Genomic DNA, 18,688 nt, shown 5'->3' on the forward strand with positions numbered 1-18,688 from the left:
TATTCAACAGCAGGCGAATTTGTATCGGAACGGCGTGACGACGGTGTCGCAGAAAACCGCAAAAAACGCGTCGACGGCCTTCATCGGCCGGCAAAACGTGAGTCCGTGCACATCCCGGTGCGATGACGCGGGGCATGCTGGCCTTGCCGGCCCGTACCTTGCAAAGCGCCGCAAAGGAGACATCCGATCAGCGCCTCATTGCCGCCGATATCCGCAAGTGCCGCCCCGGTCTGTCAGGGCGATCGGCGACGCGATCACTCCGAGCGGCGACCGCACGGACCACGAAGAATACGCAGGTAACACAGGGACTCGACCGCAATGAGCGGACCAGGCAGCAGCACCCGCACCGACGTCGCGACGCGCCAGCAATTGCGCGAACGGTGTCTGGCGCTCGTGCGCCGCTGGCAGCCGCTGGCGTCAGGAGGCTGGGACCGCCCCGCGGCGCGCCAGCTCGCCGAGGAGATCGACCAGGTCGCCGACACGAGCGAGCGTCTGGGCCTCGACCGGGTGAACGGCGACGCGCTCGAACTCGCCGCGTATCTTTGTTCCTTTATAGACGATGCGCTGGAACCGAACGCGCGCGATCTCGCGCGTCTCGCCGATATGGTGCAGCGCCTCGGCGCCGACCTGACCGAGCTGTCGGCGACCGAAATGGCCGCCGTGCATACGCTGCCGAGCCGCATCAGCGGCGAGATTCCGGTCGTGCGGTCGAGCCGTGTCAGCGGCGAAATGCCCGTTGTACGGCCAAGCCGACCGCCCGCAGAGCCGGCCGCGCCGCCGGTCGTCGCGCAGGCGCCGGTCGAGGCGTCGCCGTCGGCGGAAGCATCCGAAACGATCGAAGCGCCGCCGGCTGAAGCACCGCGGCCGGCCGGGACGCAGGCCCCGACGCCCGCGCCGGTTGAAGCCCGAGCCACCTCCGCAGCCGACGCCAACCTGCCGGCTGCCGCCGACAATCTGATGCGCCTGCCGCGCACGATCGCGCTGCTCGGCATCGACGATTCGACCGCACCGGGTCTCGTCTCCGCGCTCGGCGAACGCGGCTTCGATGCGCGCGTACATACCGACGCGCAGGCGCTGCTCGAATTCCTCGCCGGCGCCGTGCCCGGCGCGCTGCTGCTCGACGCGCGCAAGCTGCGTGTGTTCGGCCGCGTGCGCGCGCTGTACGAGCGGCTCGCGAACGCCGGCGAAATGCTGCCGAGCCTCATCGTGCTGTCGCCCGACAACGACCTGGGCCACCGCCTGCTCGCGATGCGCGCCGGCGCCGCGGCGTTCTTCCAGCCGCCGGTCGACAGCCTGCGCGTGCTCGCCAAGCTCGACGAACTGCTCGCGCACACCGAAGCGCCGGCGTGGCGCGTGCTGCTGGTCGACCCCGACCGCGGCCACGCCGTCGACGCCGCGCGCGCGCTCGCCGAACGCGGCATGACCGCGCGCATCGTCTCGACCGGGCAGAACACGCTCGGCGCGCTGTCCGAATTCCGGCCCGACGTCGTCGTGATCGACTGCGCGCTGCCCGACGTGCGCGGCATCGAACTGACGCAGATGATCCGGCAGCAGCCCGAATACGCGGCGGTGCCGATCATCCTCGCCGCCGAAGCGTCCGACGTGAACCTGCGCTTCGACGCGATCGCGGCCGGCGGCGACGAATTCCTGGTCAAGCCGCTCAAGACGCGTCACCTGCTCAGCGCCGTGACGTCGCGCGTTCGCCGCGCGCACTGGCTGCGCGAAGTCATCGGCAATCCGGACGGCCGCGACGGCCGCACCGCGCTGTACTCGCGCGCGACGCTGATCGACAAGCTCATGCACGCGCTCGGCGACCGTTCGGCCGCGCTCTTGACGATCGCGATCGACCGCCCGCAGGAGCTGCGCGAGAAGATCGGCCTTGCCGGGCTCGCCGCATTCGACGTGCACGTCGGCCAGCTCCTGCGCGCGCAGCTCGACGAAGTCGATCTGCCGGCGCAATACAGCGATTTCCATTATTTCGTTCTGCTGCATCGCCGTTCGCGCGGCGACATCACCGCCGCGGCCGAACGCGTGCGCTTCGCGCTCGCGACGCAGGCATGGGAGCACCAGGGCCAGAGCCATACGATCAGCGCGAGCATCGGCATGTCGATGCTCGGCGGCGAACACGCGAACGTCGACGCGGTCGTGACCAACGCCGAGGCCGCGCAGCTCGCCGCGGCGCACCTGGGCGGCAACCGCGTGCTGTGGTTCGAGGCGAAGGAAGCGGCATTGCTGCCTTCCGACCCGCTGCTCGCCGTGCGCGCCGTGTTGAGCCGCCCGCTGACGCCGGAACAGACGCTGTTCGAATACCAGCCGATCGTGCCGCTCGCCGGCAAGCTGGTCGGCCAGTTCGAACTCGGCTTCAAGGTGCGCAGCACGCAGCAGACCGGCGTCGCCGTCGCCTACGCCGACCTCGCGCCGGTCGCGGCGGAATGCGGCCAGCTCGCCACGCTCGACCGCTGGCTGCTCGAACGTTCGCTCAGCGTGCGCGAAGAACATCTCAAGCGCGGCCGGCAATGGCGGTTGTTCGTACCGCAGTCGGTCGCGAGCCTGCTCGACCCGGACATCCCGTACTGGCTCGCGCGCGAACTCAAGGACCGCCACCTTTCCGGCACGGGCCTGACGCTCGAGCTGCCGTGCTCGGAGCTGATCGACGCCGGCGCGCGCGCCGCCGAGCGGCTGAAATTTCTGCACCAGAACGGCGTGCGCGTCTGTCTCGTCGACTTCGGTCGCGACTGGGCCGCCGTACACGCGCTCAAGAACCTCACGATCGACTTCGTGCGGCTTTCGCCCGGCCTCGTCGAAGAACTCGGCACGGCCAAATCGATCAGCGACACGCTGCTTGCGCTCGTGCGCAAGGCGCACGCGGCCGGCTGCGCGGTGATCGCGCCGGAAGTCGATTCGATCAACCGCGCGCACCTCCTGCTGCGCCTCGGCGTCGACTACGGCGTCGGTCCGGCATTCGCCCGCCCGGGCCCGCAGCCCGAGTTCGATTTCTCGCGACCGCTCTGGTAGTCCCCCGCAATCCCCGATCGCCGCTGCGACGTCCTGCCGCACCCGCCGCGGCCGTTGTTGTGCGCTAATTCTCGACGCAGTAGAGTGCCAAATACAGCACTGGGGAATTAGCTACAGGTACACCTGTTCACCGAACGCCGCGCCGCTCGCGCGCGGCGCGGACCGTCTCATCTGCGTTGCGGAGGTTCTCATGCGTCATCATCGTCTCGTTTGCCTCGTTCTCGCCTCCGCCGCCGCGTGCGGCGGCACCGTCCATGCCGCCGAGGGAGACTGGGTGCTGCGCGTCGGCGCTCACAACGTCGATCCGAAATCGAACAACGGCCGCCTCGCCGGCGGCACGCTGCGCGCCGAGGTCGGCAGCGAAATCCGCCCGACGTTCATGCTCGAATATTTTCTGTCGCGCAATCTCGGCTTCGAGATCCTCGCGGCGCTGCCGTTCGAGCACGAGGTGAAGCTCAACGGCGTCAAGGCCGCCGACGTCAAACATCTGCCGCCGACGCTGTCGCTCGCGTGGCATTTCAATCCGGAAGGCCGCGTCTCGCCGTTTCTCGGCGTCGGCATCAACTACACGACGTTCTTCGACATCCACGAGACCGGTCCGCTCGCGGGCACGCAGCTCGGATTGAAGAAGTCGTGGGGCGCGGCGGTCCACGCCGGTGTCGACTTCGCGATCGACGAGCGCTGGTCGCTGATGCTCGATGCGCGCTGGATGGACATCGACACCGAGGCGCGCGTCAACGGCGTGAAGGTCGGCACCGTCAACATCGATCCGATCGTCTACGGCTTCGCGTTCGGCTATCGATTCTGAGGCCCGGGCGCCGGAACGGCGACGTTCCGGCGCCGCTGCGGCTACATCATGCCGGTTTCGAGCTTCGCGACGTCCGACATCATCGCGTGATTCCACGGCGGATCGAACGTCAGCTCGACGTCCGTGTCGGCGATGGTCGGTATCGCGAGAATCTTCGTGCGCACGTCGTCGACAAGGATGTCGCCCATGCCGCAGCCGGGCGCCGTGAGCGTCATGCGCACGCGCACTTCGCGGTCGCCGCTTTCGCCGCGCACGACGTCGCATTCGTAGACGAGGCCGAGGTCGACGATGTTGACCGGAATTTCGGGATCGAAGCACGTGCGCAACTGCTGCCAGACGAGTTTTTCGACGTCGGCGTCGCTCGCGCCGGCCGGCAGTTCGATGCCTTCGGGCGGTTCCTTGCCGATCGCGTCGGCGTCTTCGCCGCGGATGCGGAACAGGTTGCCGTCGACGTACACGGTGAAGCTGCCGCCCAGCGCCTGCGTGATGTAGCCGATCTGGCCCGCGGGCAGGGTCACCGTCTGGCCTTGCGGCACCATGACGGCTTCGCAGTCGCGTTCGAGCTTGATCGGTTCGGAGGTGTGGCTGTAGCCGGACATGTGGTCGAAGATTCCTGCGGTGTACTGCGCTGAGCGGTCGCCGATTATGCGGCAGAGCGCCGGGAAAGGCCGAGATCGGCGAGGCAGGCGCCGAAAACGCGCATCGCGGCTTCGATGTCCGCCGGCGGCAGGCTCGCGTAGCCGAGCAGCAGCCCTTCGCGCGGTGCCCGGCCGAGAAAATAGGGTTCGATCGAGTAAAGCCCAAGGCCGCGCTCGGCCGCGAGCGCGATCAATTTTTCGCATTGCGGCCGGGTCACCCCCGGCAGCCAGGCGACGAGGTGCATGCCCGCGTGCGAATCGGCCACTTCGACCGCGCCGCCGGCGTAGCGCTTGAGCCCCGCGAGCATCGCCGTGCGGCGCTGCTTGAGCGTCTTGGCGGCGTCGCGCAGGTGGCGCTCGAAGCCGCCGTCGGCCATGAACCGCGCGAGCGCGCCCTGTTCGATCGCCGGGCAGCCGCGGTCGCAGAACCACTTCGCCGCGACGAACGCCTGCTTGAGTCCCGGCGGCAACACCATGTAGCCCAGGCGCAGCGACGGAAACAGCGTCTTGGAGAAGCTGCCGATGTAGATCACGCGGCCGTGGCTGTCGAGCGACTGCATCGCCGCGAGCGGGTGCGCGTCGTAGCGGAATTCGCCGTCGTAGTCGTCTTCGATGATCCAGCAGCGCTGGCTGTGCGCGTACTCGATCAGCTCCAGACGCCGCGCGAGCGACATCACCGCGCCCGCCGGAAACTGGTGCGACGGCGTGACCGCGACGAGCCGCGCGCCGCGCTGCGGCAGCTGTTCGGTGATGAGCCCGTCGGCGTCGACGCCGACCGTTTCCACTTTCGCGCCGTGCGCCTGGAACACCTGGCGCATGCCGCGGTAGTGCGGATCTTCGATGATCACCGATTCGCCCGGTTCGACCAGCGTCGCGGCGGCGAGGAAGAACGCCTGCTGCGTCCCCGACACGATCAGCACGTCGTCCGGCGTCGCGACGATGCCGCGGCGGCGCGCGACGTAGTCGCACACCTGCAGCCGCAGCGCGGCGAGACCCTGCGGGTCCGGGTAGTCCATTTCGGCATGCGCCGACGCCTGCGCGAGCGCGCGGCGCCAGGCGCTGGTCAGCGCCGGATTCGTCAGCGGCGCGCCGTACTGCAGGTTGTAGCGCAGGCCTTTGTACTGGCGTCCCGGAATGATGCGGTCGAACACTTCCTTGGCGCGCTTGGCGTAGCGCGCGACCGGTGCGGTCGGTGCGACGCGCGCGATCGGCGGCGCGCGCGGCGCTTCGATCGCGGCGACGTAGCTGCCGGAGCCCACCTTACCGACGAGAAACCCTTCCGCGTGCAGTTGCTCGTACGCGGCGAGGACTGTATTTCTGGAAAGATCCAGTTCGCGCGAAAGTACCCGCGTTGCGGGCAGCCGCGCGCCCGCGGCCACGCGACCGCCGAGAATCGCGGCCTTGAGAGCGCGGGTCAGCTGCGCATACAGCGCGCCGTTGCCGTCGAGTTCGAGGTAGATGGCTGCAGCCCCGGTTGATTGGCCCTGCGAATATTAACCGATGCGGTCCTGCAATGGGTCCGATTGACCGCGTAACGTCGCCTGGACCTTAGTCGGAGGCCGTTCCATGCGCCCCAACCCTGCCGCACCGCGCGGCGCGCGCCACGAAGTGCGCCGCCTGCGCGAACGCGCCGCCTACGACCGCGCGAGCGTCCATGCCGTGCTCGACGCGGGTTTTCTCGCGCACGTCGCCTTCGCCGTCGACGGCCAGCCGTTCGTGATCCCGATGCTGTACGCGCGCGAAGGCGACGCCGTGCTGCTGCACGGATCGATCGCCAGCCGGCTGATGCGCACGCTCGCCGACGGCGTGCCGGCCGCGCTCAGCGTGGCTCACGTCGACGGCCTCGTGCTGGCACGTTCGCATTTCCACCACTCGGTGAACTATCGCTCGGCCGTGTGCTTCGGCACGGCGCGCGCGGTGGACGACGCCGACGCGAAAAGCGCGGCGCTCGCACGATTCGTCGACGCGATCGTGCCCGGCCGCGCGGCCGAGTCGCGTTCGGGCGACCGCAACGAACTCGCCGCGACCGCGCTCATGCGGTTCGAGATCGACGACGCGAGCGCGAAAGCACGCAGCGGCGGGCCGAAGGACGATCCGGCAGATCGCGATCTGCCGGTATGGGCCGGCGTCGTGCCGACGCATGTCGCGTACGGCATACCCGAGCCCGACGAGAACGGCGCCGCATTCGCGCCGCCCGAGTCCGTAAGACGCTTGATCCAGGGAGCCGCGCAGCCATGATCGACTACCGCGACGACGCAACGCTCGACGTTGCGACCGCCCGCGACCTCTATGCCGCATGCTCGCTCGGCGAGCGGCGCCCGATCGGCGACGACGCGCGCCTCACCGCGATGCTCGCGCACGCGAACCTCACGATCACCGCGTGGGACGGAGACCTCCTGGTCGGCATCTCGCGCAGCCTGACCGACTACGGCTGGACGACGTATCTCGCCGACCTCGCCGTGCGCGAAACGCATCAGCGGCACGGCATCGGCAAGGAGCTGATCCGCCGCACGCAGGCCGCCGCGCCGCAGGCGAAGATCGTGTTGCTGGCCGCGCCGGCGGCGGTGAACTACTACCCGCGCATCGGCATGCGGCATCACGCGTCGGCGTGGATGCTCGACGGCGACGAGCCGCTGCGCTGACCGGGCGGCGCCCAACGGCTATCATCGCGGCGCCGCCCGACCCGGAGCCGACGATGAGCCGACGCCATGACCGTATCGACCGCAGCGATGACTGAGCCGCGACGCCGCGCGTCGGCGTTCGACGTCGCATTGAGCGCCTTGATCGTGGTCATGATCGCGCTGGCAGCCGGCGCGGTGTGGGCGATGATCGCGCTGTGGTTCGGCCGGCCGTTCGCGGCGCTCGCGCTGCCGCTCGGCATGGTGATCGGCTTCGCGATGCGCTCGGCCGGCTTCGGCGGCACGTGGCTCGGCGCGGCGGCCGCGGCGCTGCTGACGCTGGTCGCGAGCGCCTACGCGCAGGGGCTGATCGCGAGCACGACGGTCGCGCTCGCGATGGGTTTCAACCTGCTCGAAACGCTCAAGCGCATCGGCGCGGAATTCGCGTTCGCGGTCGCGTGGGCACGTGCGACGCCGGTGGATCTGGCGATTTTTGCCGCGGGAGCGGTGATTGCGGCGGTGGTTGCGGGGCGGCGTTAGAGCAGGATCGTCGAACTGCCTGCGACGACCCGCGCAACGAGTTCCCGCTGTGCCGCCCGCACGGGCTCTGCGACGAAGCCCGCAGCCGAACCGTTCGCCCAGCCGGCATCGCGCAAGCGTGTGAAGTAGAGCGGAGCGTTCTTTGCGGACCAGCGCAGCGTCGCAGCGACTTTTTGTTCCGTCAACGCGACGCCGTCGGCAAACAGGTCGAACAGGCGCGGTGCGCTGTTCGCGCCGACGAGTTCCGACAGTGTCGTGCGCAGCTCGCGCTCGCGCGTTGCAACTTCGAACGAGAAGTCGCAGGCCCATTCGTCAAGGTTGCGCCACAGCCTCAGATACGCATCGCTGATACCGGCCTGCATCGCGTCGAAGCGATGCGTGAAGGCCTTGCGATGTACGCTCAGCGCGAGCGCGACGATCATTGAACGCAGACGCGCGGGCGAGGTCGTCGCGCCGATCGCGGCGACGAGCAGTCGCGACAAGCGGCCGTTGCCGTCGGCGAACGGATGGATATGGATGAGCTGGTAATACGCAAGCGCCTGCTTGATCCAGACCGGGACGTCGGTTCTCGCCAGAAACACGGCGAGATCGGACATCAGCGGTTCGATGGCGGACGACGGCGGCGGGACCAGTTTCGCGTCCTCCGGCGAGCGGCCGTTGACCCAGGCGATGGCGTCGCGATAGCCGGACGCGTGCGGCAAACCCGTCAACGCACCATGGGCAAGCCGAAGCCGGTCGATGTCGATCGCGCCTTTCGTAAGTATCGAGAGCGCCGCTTCGCATTGAAGGTCCGCGCAGAGCAGGTTCGCAGGCGTCGCTGCACACCTAATCGCCACCAGCAACCAAGGCGCGACAAGCGTTGCCGACGGGGAAGAAGTCTCGGGCACCCCGGGCACATCCACTGCAACATCGGCAAGCAGCGACGGGAGAAAGTACTCGGCAACGGTGCCGGTAATCACGATCGGCATGGCAATACGCTGGCCGCGTTCGAAGCCCGAGATTGGATTCGAGGCCAAATTTTTCCCCGCTACACACAACCCGTCAGCCGCTGCTTGCCACGAGTACGCCGCTATCTTGGAACAACGGTAGTTTCGCCGTGACTGTAGCTTTCCAGATAAACGTCCAGCGAAGGGCGCACGTCGCGTCGCAGAGGCGGCAGCCCAATGGCCGCGCGCGCAGCGTCGATTTCTGCTGCGATCTCGAAGGAACGAAGCAGCCCGTTGTTGAGATCCCAGGAACTTGCGTCGCCGAAATGGTTGCTCAGATCGCTCGCAACACGGTAGTCCCCGAGTAGCGAGGCGTAGTACATCCACGCAGCCGCTTCGAAGGCAGCGGCATTTGAGCCGTCCGGCCTTCTCGCTCCCTGAGCCAGTATCTTCAATGCGATTGCCTCTGCGGCATAGACCGACCCTTGGACAAGCGCCGCTTTCAGGGCCGACTTACCCTCATCGTATCCGCGCTGTTCCCACAATCGCTCACCGTACAAAGCCGCCATTGCGACACTCAGTTTTGCAGCGGCCCGTAGCTCCTCAAGCGTTGCTTGCCTGGACCACTCAACTTCCGTCAACGTCGGAAATCCATGCTTTGCAAGCCAAGCCTTGTCTTGCTCCGTCAAGGCCATCAGCTTGTCCGGAGTTACTACGCGCGTTGCAGAAGCAATCCCGCTCGGCAAAAAAGATTCCGGAACTTCAAACCCGCTGCGAACGGAAGGTATCGCCGCCGCTTGAAGGTGCGAAGCGACTGACCGATTTCGCTCTGCTGCCTTGCCGACCTGCTCACTGTTCCCGGCGGTAGCAACGGATCGTTCCGGTTCGCTTTCGACACCCATTGAGCCGGCATCTCTGTTGGCAGCCCAGGCAACGACTGCCATTACGGCCGTGACCAACAATCCGATCATGGCGAACTGGTGGCGCATACTCGAAGTATCCTTAGCGACAGGCTTCATGATATGCCCCCCGCCAACGCGTACATTCAACACTGTCGCGAATGTCCTGGAAGCGCATCATGTTGAGGCCGACCGGATCATTGACGATGTAGTGCATCAAGGTGTCAATCTTGTCCACACAAGCCGCAACCGGCGTTCTGAAGCGTGTGGCGTTCGCGATGCAATCCGAATTGGCACGCTCCCGGATAAGGCCGTTGCAATAGCGTTCGTCGCCGACATTCCAGTAGCACTGCGGCTGCAAATTGCACGCGTTAAAGAACAAATCCTGGTGCGCAATCATCGGCGAATTGAAAACGGGCGTTCGAAAATTGCAGCCAGCGCCAAAAGACGGTGTTTTCGGCGTTGTTTGAGCACTGCACCGCGGAGGCTTCGGATTGGCATTGAGGAATTGCTCGCAGACAGTTGGTGTGCCAGGCCCACCCGGCGCCCCACCCTCATCCGGCGGCACGTCATTGCCGCATCCGCCGCCGGCGCATGGGTCGGATGGCCCTGAACCACCGCCGCCACCCGGCGTCACGATGATCGGCGGCAGCGTGTGATCGCCGCAATTGGTCTGGCATGGGCCGCCTTGCGCGCCGGCTTCACCGGCCGCGATCATCGCGATCAGCGCGAATACCGCGTTGATCGCGGACCCGAGCCGCTTGGATTTTTCCCGGCCGATCTCACGGCCCAGCGTACCGAGATCGGTTTCCCAGACTGCCGCTTCCGACATCGCTTGCTCCCTGCCCGGTTATCTCCCCGGACAGGAATCTAGCGAACGACGCAGCGGCGACGTCATGTCGATTTTCCACTACCGCAAGCGATCGATTTTTAGTATAATTAGCAACATTCGTACTAGTACGCACGGAACATCTCAACGATGTTCCGCTGCAGCAGGCTCAGTGCCCCCCACCCGAATCGATCGCCTTGAGCTCCGCAATCAGCTTGTTCGCCGCTTCCTGCCCGTCGGCGTAGAGCATCTTGCAGTTGTCGGCGTAGAACAGCGCGTTTTCGATGCCCGCGAAACCCGTGCCCTTGCCGCGCTTGATCACGATCACCTGCCGCGCGTTCACCACGTCGAGAATCGGCATGCCGTAGATCGGCGACGACTTGTCCGTTTTCGCGACCGGATTCACCACGTCGTTCGCGCCGATCACGATCGCGACGTCGCAAGTCGAAAACTCGGGATTGATGTCGTCCATGTCGGCGATGAGGTCGTACGGCACGCCCGCTTCGGCGAGCAGCACGTTCATATGGCCCGGCATGCGGCCGGCGACCGGGTGGATCGCGAACTTCACCGACTTGTCGCGTTTTATCAATTGCTGCGAAAGCTCCCAGATCTTGTGCTGCGCCTGCGCCACCGCCATGCCGTAGCCCGGCACGATGATCACGCGCTCGGCCATGTACAGGAGCGACGCGGCGTCGCTCGCCTCGATCGCCTTCTGCGTGCCGGTGATCGCTTCGCCACCGCCGCCGCCGCCGAAGTTCGAGAACAGCACGTTGCTGATCGGCCGGTTCATCGCCTTGGCCATCAGCTGCGTCAGCAGCGTACCGGCGGCGCCGACCACGGTGCCGGCGATGATCAGCGCCTCGTTGTTCATGACGAAGCCTTCGAACGCGACCGCAAGACCCGTCAGCGCGTTGTACAGCGAGATCACGACCGGCATGTCGGCGCCGCCGATCGGCAGCGTCATCAGCACGCCGAACACGAGCGCGAGCGCGAAGAACGCGACGATCAGGGTCGTGTCGAGCTTCCACACGACGACCGCGAGGCCCGCGACGACCGACGCCGCGAACACGATGAAATTGAACGCCTGCTGCCCGCCGAACGTGAAACGCTTGTCCATGCGCCCGTCGAGCTTGGCCCACGCGATGATCGAACCCGTCATCGAGATCGAGCCGATCAGCGCGCCGACGATCGCCAGCGTCAGCGTGATCTTCGACGGCGCGGCGCCCGCCTCGGCGTACTTGAGCAGCTCGCCGGCGCCGATCGCGGCGGCCGAACCGCCGCCCATGCCGTTGAACAGCGCGACCATCTGCGGCATGTCGGTGATCGCAACCTTCTTGCCCCAGATCCACGTCGGCGCGACGCCGAGCACGATCGCCAGAACGATCAGGTGCAGGTTGTGGCTGCCGGTGATGGCGAACGTCGCGAGCGTCGCGATCACCATGCCGAGGCCGGCCTGCACGATGCCCTTGCGCGCCGTCACCGGCGAGGCCATGCGCTTGATGCCGAGGATGAACATCACCGCGGCGAGGAAGTAACTGGCCTTGGCGAAGTAGGTCAGCAGGGTCGTGGTGTCCATGTGGGTTCCTTGCGCGCTGTGCGTGACGTGGCCGATCGCGTGCGGGACGCGCTACTTGCCCTTGCTCGACTTGAACATTTCCAGCATCCGCTCGGTCACGACGTAGCCGCCCGCCGCGTTGCCGGCGCCGAGCATGACGCCGAGGAAGCCGATCGTCTTGCCGAGCGTCGTGTCGGCGTGCGCCAGCGCGACCATCGCGCCGACGAGCACGATGCCGTGCACGAAATTCGAGCCCGACATCAGCGGCGTGTGCAGGATGACCGGCACGCGGCTGATGATTTCCTGGCCGGTGAACGCGGCCAGCATGAAAATATACAAGGCCAGAAAGATATCGATCATGGTCGGCGGCTCCGCGTTGTTCGTCTTGAGCCTCCTCCCCCAGGCTCGCCTGGGGGAGGAGGTTGGTGGAGGGGGCGGCGCTGCGCACTGCCGTAACGTCGGCGAAGTACCTGGCATCGCCCCCTCACCCCAACCCTCTCCCCCAAGCGAGCTTGGGGGAGAGGGAGCTTGTATACCTAAGTTCCCGAACCTTCGACCGCCTGCTTCGTCGGCTCGTGCCGGATTTCGCCGGCGTGCGTCAGGCACGTCTTGGCGATCAGTTCGTCGTCCCAGTCGAGCGTCACCGCCCCGTCCTTCAGGCTCAGTTCGAGGAAGTTGTACAGGTTGCGCGCGTACATTTCGCTCGCGTGGATCGGCGCGGTCGAGGCGAGGTTCACCGGGCCGATGATCGTCACGCCGTTCGCGGTGACGACCGTCTTGCCGGCTTCGGCGCCTTCGACGTTGCCGCCGGTCTCGGCCGCGATGTCGACGACGACCGCGCCGGCCTTCATGCCCGCGACCATCGCCTGCGAAATGATGCGCGGCGCCTTGCGTCCCGGCACGGCGGCCGTCGTGACGACCGCGTCGTACGCCTTGAGCGACTCGGCCAGCGCGCGCTGCTGCTGCTCGCGTTCTTCGGCCGTCAGCTCACGCGCGTAGCCGCCGCTGCCGGCCGCGCTGACGCCGAGGTCGAGAAATTTCGCGCCGAGCGATTCGATCTGTTCCTTCGTTTCGGGCCGCACGTCGAAGCCTTCGACCTGCGCGCCGAGGCGCCGCGCGGTCGCGATGGCCTGCAGGCCCGCGACGCCGGCGCCGATGACGAGCACTTTCGACGGTCGGATCGTGCCGGCCGCCGTCGTGAGCATCGGAAAGAACTTCGGCGACGCTTCGGCCGCGATCAGCACGGCCTTGTAACCCGCGACGCCCGCCTGCGACGACAGCACGTCCATCGCCTGCGCGCGCGTCGTGCGCGGCAGCAGCTCCATCGCGAAGCTCGTGATGCGCCGGTCCTTGAGCGCGCGCGTACGTTCGGGCGCGAGGTGCGGCGCAAGGTATCCGATCACGATGCTGCCTTCGCGCAGACCGGCGATTTCCTCCAGCGTCGGCGGCTGCACCGTCAGCAGCACGTCGGCGCGCGCGAGCGTCGCGGCAGCGTCGCCGGCGACTTCGGCGTCCTTGTAGCTTTCGTCGGAAAAACTCGCCGATACGCCCGCGCCGCGTTCGATCAGCACGGAAGCGCCCTTGGCCTTGAGCTTCTTCGCCACTTCGGGCGTCATCGCCACGCGGCGTTCGTTGGGACTCGTCTCGCGCAGGACCGCGATGCTGACCGGCATAAGCCACTCCTAAGGAACGCTGACCGTCGAATCCTAGCCGACTCCGGCGGCAACGGTAAGCCGGCGCGAAAAGTTTGTTATGCCGCGCGCAACGGCGCCGATCGCGGTTGATTCCGTGCGCGCGCCGCCCCATCACGAGCGCTTCGCCCTTAAACTCCCCCGACTCATGACGAATGCACCTATGGCCGCATTGAAAATACTCGACGACCGCCGCTCCGTTCCTTCGCGCCAGCTCGGCGAGCCCGGCCCGTCGCCGGGCGAACTCGACGCGCTGCTCGAAGCCGCGAGCCGCGTCCCCGATCACGGCAAGCTCGTGCCGTGGCGCTTCGTACTGGTCCGCGGCGGTGCGCGGGCACGCCTGGGCGAGCTGCTCGTCGCGGTCAACGCGCGCAAGAATCCGGACGTCGCGCCCGCCGCGCTCGACAAGGACCGCCAGCGCTTCAACTTCGCGCCGCTCATCGTCACGGTCGTGGGCCGCATCGACGAGCATCACGCGAAGATTCCGGCGCAGGAGCAGGTGCTGTCGGTCGGCTGCGTCGCCTACAACCTGCTGCTCGGCGCGCAGGCGCTCGGCTACGGCGCGCAGTGGCTGACCGGCTGGGCCGCGTACGACGCCGACATCGCCGCCGCACTGGGCCTCGCCGCGAACGAGCGGATTATTGGCTTTGTGCACATCGGTACCGCGCGCGAACCGGCGCCGGAGCGGCTGCGCCCCGATGCGAAGGCGCTCACGACCGAATGGAACGGATAGGAAAACGACGATGAGCCGTCACACCGTGCACCTGATCGACGCGAGCCTGTACGTGTTTCGCGCATGGCATTCCGTGCCGCCGGAATTCGTCGACGACGCGGGCCGACCGGTCAATGCGGTGTACGGCTTCACGCGCTTCCTGCTCGACTTCATCGACCGCGCGCAGCCGACCTACTGCGCGGTCGCGTTCGACGAGTCGCTGACGAGTTCGTTCCGCAACGCGATCTATCCCGAGTACAAGGCGAACCGCGAGCTGCCGCCGGAAGAACTCAAGCTGCAGTTCGCCTACTGCAAGGAAGTGGCGGCGGTGCTCGGGTTCGCGGTGTTGTCGGATCTGTCGTTCGAAGCCGACGACCTGATCGGCAGCCTCGTGCACATGCTGCGGCCGCAGGAATTTCGCGCGGTGATCGTGTCGGCCGACAAGGATTTCGGCCAGTTGATCGGCGAGCACGACGAACAATGGGATTTCGGCAAGAACGTGCGCTGGGACGCGCGCGGCGTGAAGGAGCGGCTCGGCGTGCATCCGCACCAGGTGGCCGACTATCTGGCGCTGACCGGCGACGCGGTCGACAACATCCCGGGCGTCGGCGGCATCGGCGCGAAAACCGCGGCGACGCTGCTGTCGCACTTCGGCACGCTCGACGCGATCTACGCGCGCATCGAGGAAATTCCGTTCCTGCGGTTTCGCGGGGCCGCCGCGGCGTACGCGCGGCTCAAGGCCGACGCGGCGCTCGCACGGCTGTCGCGCAGTCTCACCGGCATCGCCTTGGACGCGCCGGTGCCGACCGATGCGCAACTGCTGGTGCGCGGCAAACCCGACCTCGCGGGCGCCGAAGCGCTGTTCGAACGGCTGCGCTTCGGGCCGCTGACGCGATCGCGCGTACGCGCGATCGCGTGAAACCGGCTTACTCGCCGTCTTTTTTCGCGGCCCGCTGCCGCAGGTTCGAATTCGACGGCGTGTAGTGCGACTTGCCGTCGCGCGAAGCCGGAATCGGCGCGAGCGCCGTGCCGATGCCCTTCTCGTTCCAGGCGTAGCGCATGTCGCTCTTGTACACCTTCACCGGCTGCAGCCAGCTTTCGTCGCGCGCGACGCCGAAGCTGTCGTATTCGTTGCGCTGGCTGTTCGCCACGAAATACAGCTCGTTGCCGGCGACCGCGCCGTTGCCGAGCACGGCGAACTCGGGCTTCGCGGCGTCGAGCGGCATCACCGTCTGGACGCCGTGGCCGGTCGGGTCCAGGCGCAGGCGCATCACGCGCGGCGGCACCATGTTGCCTTGCACGGCGACGAGTGCGCCGTCGTACCAGTGCAGCGAATCGATGCCGCCGAGCACGAGCTTGTCCGGCGAATGCGCGAGCGCGAACGGCTTGTTTTCTTTCAGGTCGATGCCGAAAACGCCGAGCGCGGGATCGGCGAAGTACAGCCGCTCGCCGTCGTCGGAAACCGCAAGGCCCGAGATGCCCGTAAGGTTCGGATTCGCGGTGACGAGCACCAGCTTGTCCCCGTCGAGCCGGTAGATTTCGCGCTTCGGCGAATCGGCGACGAATACGCGGCCGTCCTTGCCGACGGCGAGCTTGGTGAACGCGTGCTCGCCGGACTCGCCGTCCGCGACGTATTGCGCCAGCAGTTTGCCGCTCGACAGGCTGTATTTGAGCAATCTCGACTTGTTGACTTTTTCCGCGTCGTAGCCCTTGAACACCTTGGCCCCGAAGCTTGCGACCCACAGCGCGTCGCGCTCGCCGTCGGCCTTCATGTCCATGATCGCCCACGGACCGGCGGCGGGGTCCGACTTGACGAATTCGGTCAGCTGTCCCTTGTCGCCGACGCGGTAGATCACGCCTTCGCGCGCGCTGCCGGCAAGCAGCTGCTTCTTTTTCGGATCCCACGCGAGCGCTTCGAACAGCCGGTCGTTGCCGGGCAGTTCGACCGCGACCTTGCCCTCGCCGAACGGCGCGGCGTTCGCGGCGAGGTTCGCGACGATGTAATCCCACACCTTGGTGCCGCGGACCTTGTCGAAACGCCCGTCGTTGCCGATCTGGTAGGCGAAACCCTGCGTCTGCAGGCGAATGAGCGAATCGTAGGTGCGCGTCTTGTCGTCCTGGTCGGCGTAGACGGCCGCCAGCTCCAGGCGCAGCGCGCCGGAATTGGGCATCAGCTCGGTCAGGCGCTCCATCGACCAGGTGAAGCGCGTCAGGTCGCGGCCGTTGTACAGCTGCGCAAGCTTGGTCAGGGCTTCGAAATTCTTGGTCGATTTGATCTGCGCTTCGGTCAGCTGCAGCGCGGCCTTCAGGCGCGGATCGTCGGTCGCGACGTCGGCGGGCTTCGCTGCGGCCGACTTGGCGTCCGCCGGCTTGGCCGCGGGCTTCGCGTCGGTCTTTGCCGCGGGCTTTTCCGGCTTGACCGGGTCGGCGGCGTGCACGGCGGGAGCGGAAGCGAGCGCCAGCATGGCGAGAGCGAGGGCTTGCAGTTTCATGCGTGAAATCCGGAAGATCGAAGAGACGCGCTGAGGACAGCGCCAAAGCGCCAATGGTTCCGGGCGTGATCGCCGCGGACGCAGGACTGCCAACAATGACGCAAACCGAAGTGCTTTTCAATGGACGCTGGCTGCGCCTGTGCCGCCGCGGCAAGTGGGAATATGCCGAGCGCACGAATCCGGGCGGCGCGGTGGTCGTGGTCGCGCTGACGCCGGACGACAAGGTGCTGATCGTCGAGCAGTGGCGCGAAGCGATCGGCGCGCGCGCGATCGAGATGCCGGCGGGGCTGATCGGCGACGAGCCGGGCGCGGCCGGCGAGCACGCGGTCGAAGCGGCCCGGCGCGAACTGCTCGAGGAAACCGGTTACGCGTGCGACCGCGTCGACTACTACTTCGCGGGACCCAGTTCGGCCGGCATGAGTACCGAGACGATCGCGTTCGTGCGCGCGTACGACCTCGTGCGCGTGCACGCCGGCGGCGGCACGAGCGACGAGGACATCACGGTGCACGAAGTGCCGCGCGCGCAGGCGGCGCGCTGGGTGCTCGACAAGGCGGCGCAGGGGTGTTCGGTCGATCCGAAGGTGTTTGCCGGCTTGTATCTGCTGGAGCACGGCGAAGCGTTGTTCGGCGATCTTCAGCCCTCTCCCCCGACGCCGTTGGGGGAGAGGGTTGGGTGATGGGGTGACGCCAGGCACTTCGTCGACCTCGACGAAGTGCGACACGTCCGCCCCCTCACCCCGGCCCTCTCCCCCAAGCAAGCTTGGGGGAGAGGGAGCTCAGACGCCCGGCAACGGAGGCGGTGACGCAGCCGGCGGAGGCGGCGGCAAAGCCCCGCGCGCGCGCCGGCGCAGCAGCCAGAACGCGCCGATCGCGACCGCCACCAGCACGACCGACAGCAGCGGCCGGTACACGAACCACGCGAGCGCGATCGTCAGCATCGCCAGCGGCAGCGCGATCAAGGCCGCGACGATGCCGATGCCCTTCTGCACGAGCGTGCCGAGGATCGGCAACACGTCGAGCACGGTCGACAACCAGCCTAGGGCGGCCGACAGGCCGAACCACATCAGCACGAAGCCGACGCCGCGCAGCACCCAGGTGAACATGCTCGCGCGCGACTGCGCCTGCGCGAACATCCGTTCGGCCGGCACGTCGCCCGAATCGAGCAGCGCGATCTCGCGCCCGTTGCTCGCCGTGTAGGCCTCGATGCGCCCGTTGCGCTGCACGCCGATCGTGCTGACGACCTGCTGCGGCACGACCGAGAACGTCACGCGCACGTCGCCGACGGCCGGCTTGGCCGGATCGCGGCTCGTCACGAGGCGCCCGTCGTCGAGCTGGAAGCTCGCCGCGAGGTTCGGCGGCAGCTGATCGAGCGTCGGTGTCAGCGGTCGCGCGTTGCCGATGTCGTCGACGTATCGCGTCGACAGCACGAAGTCGCCGAGCCTGACCGGATCGGCGCGCACGCGGTTCGCCTCGAACGGAAACTTGTCGGGGTTGCGGTGGCCGTCGCGATGCTCGAAGCGGTCGGAGTCGATCGCGTCGTCGTCCCACTTCGTGTCGTACTCATACGTGGTGACGCGCTTTTCGCTGCCGCCGAGCTGTTTCTCGGTGCGCGTCTCCTTGTGCTCGACCCATTGAAACATTTCCACATTGCGGCTAAGCGCGATGCCGTCGGCGCGCACGCCGAACGTCGGGTCGACGAGCGTGCCGCTCGCGCTCGCGGTGCCGCCGACGTGCACGAGCTTGCCCTCGTTCGCGGGGTCGAGCGGCGCGGCCTTGACCGACACGACGGCGCCCGCGCCCTCGCGCAGCGCCTTGTGTTCGGCGACAGCGCGCCCTTCGTTCCAGAACAGCAGCGGGAACGCCGCGACGAACATCGCAAGGCCGACCAGCGCGCCGCCGAACGACTGCTTGACGCGCGAACCGTAGCCGACGGTTTCTTCGCTCGTATAGCGGTCGACCACGGGA

Annotated in this window: 18 protein-coding genes; 8 read left to right on the top strand and 10 right to left on the bottom strand. The window is 67.2% G+C overall.

The genetic code is table 11. The features are described from left to right. The first annotated feature begins 318 nt into the window (after positions 1-318). Positions 319-3,015 (top strand): EAL domain-containing protein, encoded by a 2,697-nt coding sequence (locus tag OD750_RS20285; RefSeq protein ID WP_263540871.1) that lies wholly within the window; start codon positions 319-321, stop codon positions 3,013-3,015. Positions 3,016-3,205: 190 nt separating this feature from the next. Next, positions 3,206-3,823, top strand: a complete 618-nt coding sequence (locus tag OD750_RS20290; RefSeq protein ID WP_263540870.1) for an OmpW/AlkL family protein — start codon at positions 3,206-3,208, stop codon at positions 3,821-3,823. A gap of 41 nt (positions 3,824-3,864) precedes the next feature. Here the strand turns inward: OD750_RS20290 and sufT are convergent, their stop codons facing one another. Both sufT and pdxR read right to left on the bottom strand, forming a co-directional pair. Further along, the gene (sufT, locus tag OD750_RS20295; protein ID WP_263540869.1) at positions 3,865-4,422 is read right to left on the bottom strand and encodes a putative Fe-S cluster assembly protein SufT; all 558 of its coding nucleotides are present in this window, start codon (positions 4,420-4,422) and stop codon (positions 3,865-3,867) included. Between the two features lie 44 nt (positions 4,423-4,466). Next, entirely contained in the window at positions 4,467-5,921 is a 1,455-nt protein-coding gene (gene pdxR, locus OD750_RS20300) for a MocR-like pyridoxine biosynthesis transcription factor PdxR (protein WP_272842107.1), read from the bottom strand. Between the two features lie 106 nt (positions 5,922-6,027). Here pdxR and OD750_RS20305 point away from each other — a divergent pair, with 106 nt between their 5' ends. The 3 genes from OD750_RS20305 to OD750_RS20315 all read left to right on the top strand — a co-directional run bounded on the left by OD750_RS20305 (position 6,028) and on the right by OD750_RS20315 (position 7,619). Beyond that, entirely contained in the window at positions 6,028-6,699 is a 672-nt protein-coding gene (locus OD750_RS20305) for a pyridoxamine 5'-phosphate oxidase family protein (RefSeq protein WP_263540868.1), read from the top strand. Next, the gene (locus OD750_RS20310; protein ID WP_263540867.1) at positions 6,696-7,103 is read left to right on the top strand and encodes a GNAT family N-acetyltransferase; all 408 of its coding nucleotides are present in this window, start codon (positions 6,696-6,698) and stop codon (positions 7,101-7,103) included. Before OD750_RS20305 ends, OD750_RS20310 begins: the two co-directional genes overlap by 4 nt. A gap of 66 nt (positions 7,104-7,169) precedes the next feature. Beyond that, positions 7,170-7,619, top strand: coding sequence for a hypothetical protein (locus OD750_RS20315; protein ID WP_263540866.1), 450 nt, complete (start codon positions 7,170-7,172; stop codon positions 7,617-7,619). Here the strand turns inward: OD750_RS20315 and OD750_RS20320 are convergent. The 6 genes from OD750_RS20320 to OD750_RS20345 all read right to left on the bottom strand — a co-directional run bounded on the left by OD750_RS20320 (position 7,616) and on the right by OD750_RS20345 (position 13,501). After that, positions 7,616-8,635: a Fic family protein gene (locus tag OD750_RS20320; protein WP_272842092.1), complete on the bottom strand. Its 1,020-nt coding sequence runs from the start codon at positions 8,633-8,635 to the stop codon at positions 7,616-7,618. The two genes, OD750_RS20315 and OD750_RS20320, sit on opposite strands and share 4 nt — an antisense overlap. A gap of 53 nt (positions 8,636-8,688) precedes the next feature. Then, positions 8,689-9,534 carry a hypothetical protein gene (locus tag OD750_RS20325; RefSeq protein WP_263540864.1) on the bottom strand — a complete coding sequence of 282 codons (846 nt, stop codon included), beginning with the start codon at positions 9,532-9,534 and terminating at the stop codon, positions 8,689-8,691. 13 nt (positions 9,535-9,547) lie between these two features. Then, complete coding sequence (locus OD750_RS20330; protein ID WP_263540863.1) at positions 9,548-10,276, bottom strand: hypothetical protein; 729 nt, start codon at positions 10,274-10,276, stop codon at positions 9,548-9,550. A gap of 166 nt (positions 10,277-10,442) precedes the next feature. Beyond that, positions 10,443-11,849: an NAD(P)(+) transhydrogenase (Re/Si-specific) subunit beta gene (locus OD750_RS20335; RefSeq protein ID WP_263540862.1), complete on the bottom strand. Its 1,407-nt coding sequence runs from the start codon at positions 11,847-11,849 to the stop codon at positions 10,443-10,445. Between the two features lie 51 nt (positions 11,850-11,900). Then, positions 11,901-12,188 carry an NAD(P) transhydrogenase subunit alpha part 2 gene (locus tag OD750_RS20340; RefSeq protein ID WP_263540861.1) on the bottom strand — a complete coding sequence of 96 codons (288 nt, stop codon included), beginning with the start codon at positions 12,186-12,188 and terminating at the stop codon, positions 11,901-11,903. 176 nt (positions 12,189-12,364) lie between these two features. After that, positions 12,365-13,501, bottom strand: coding sequence for a Re/Si-specific NAD(P)(+) transhydrogenase subunit alpha (locus tag OD750_RS20345; RefSeq protein WP_263540860.1), 1,137 nt, complete (start codon positions 13,499-13,501; stop codon positions 12,365-12,367). Between the two features lie 181 nt (positions 13,502-13,682). Here OD750_RS20345 and OD750_RS20350 point away from each other — a divergent pair, with 181 nt between their 5' ends. Continuing rightward, complete coding sequence (locus OD750_RS20350; RefSeq protein ID WP_263540859.1) at positions 13,683-14,252, top strand: nitroreductase family protein; 570 nt, start codon at positions 13,683-13,685, stop codon at positions 14,250-14,252. Between the two features lie 10 nt (positions 14,253-14,262). Continuing rightward, positions 14,263-15,150 carry a 5'-3' exonuclease gene (locus OD750_RS20355; RefSeq protein WP_263540858.1) on the top strand — a complete coding sequence of 296 codons (888 nt, stop codon included), beginning with the start codon at positions 14,263-14,265 and terminating at the stop codon, positions 15,148-15,150. Between the two features lie 7 nt (positions 15,151-15,157). On the opposite strand, the gene OD750_RS20360 is transcribed toward OD750_RS20355, so the two are convergent. Then, positions 15,158-16,723 (bottom strand): SMP-30/gluconolactonase/LRE family protein, encoded by a 1,566-nt coding sequence (locus OD750_RS20360; protein ID WP_263540857.1) that lies wholly within the window; start codon positions 16,721-16,723, stop codon positions 15,158-15,160. A gap of 95 nt (positions 16,724-16,818) precedes the next feature. Between OD750_RS20360 and OD750_RS20365 the strand changes: the two genes are divergently transcribed. Further along, entirely contained in the window at positions 16,819-17,400 is a 582-nt protein-coding gene (locus OD750_RS20365) for an NUDIX hydrolase (RefSeq protein ID WP_263540856.1), read from the top strand. A gap of 99 nt (positions 17,401-17,499) precedes the next feature. Here the strand turns inward: OD750_RS20365 and OD750_RS20370 are convergent, their stop codons facing one another. Further along, positions 17,500-18,684: a TMEM43 family protein gene (locus OD750_RS20370; RefSeq protein ID WP_263540855.1), complete on the bottom strand. Its 1,185-nt coding sequence runs from the start codon at positions 18,682-18,684 to the stop codon at positions 17,500-17,502. Positions 18,685-18,688: the final 4 nt, after the last annotated feature.

The sequence above is a fragment of the Tahibacter soli genome (assembly GCF_025717065.2).
Lineage (GTDB): Bacteria > Pseudomonadota > Gammaproteobacteria > Xanthomonadales > Rhodanobacteraceae > Tahibacter > Tahibacter soli.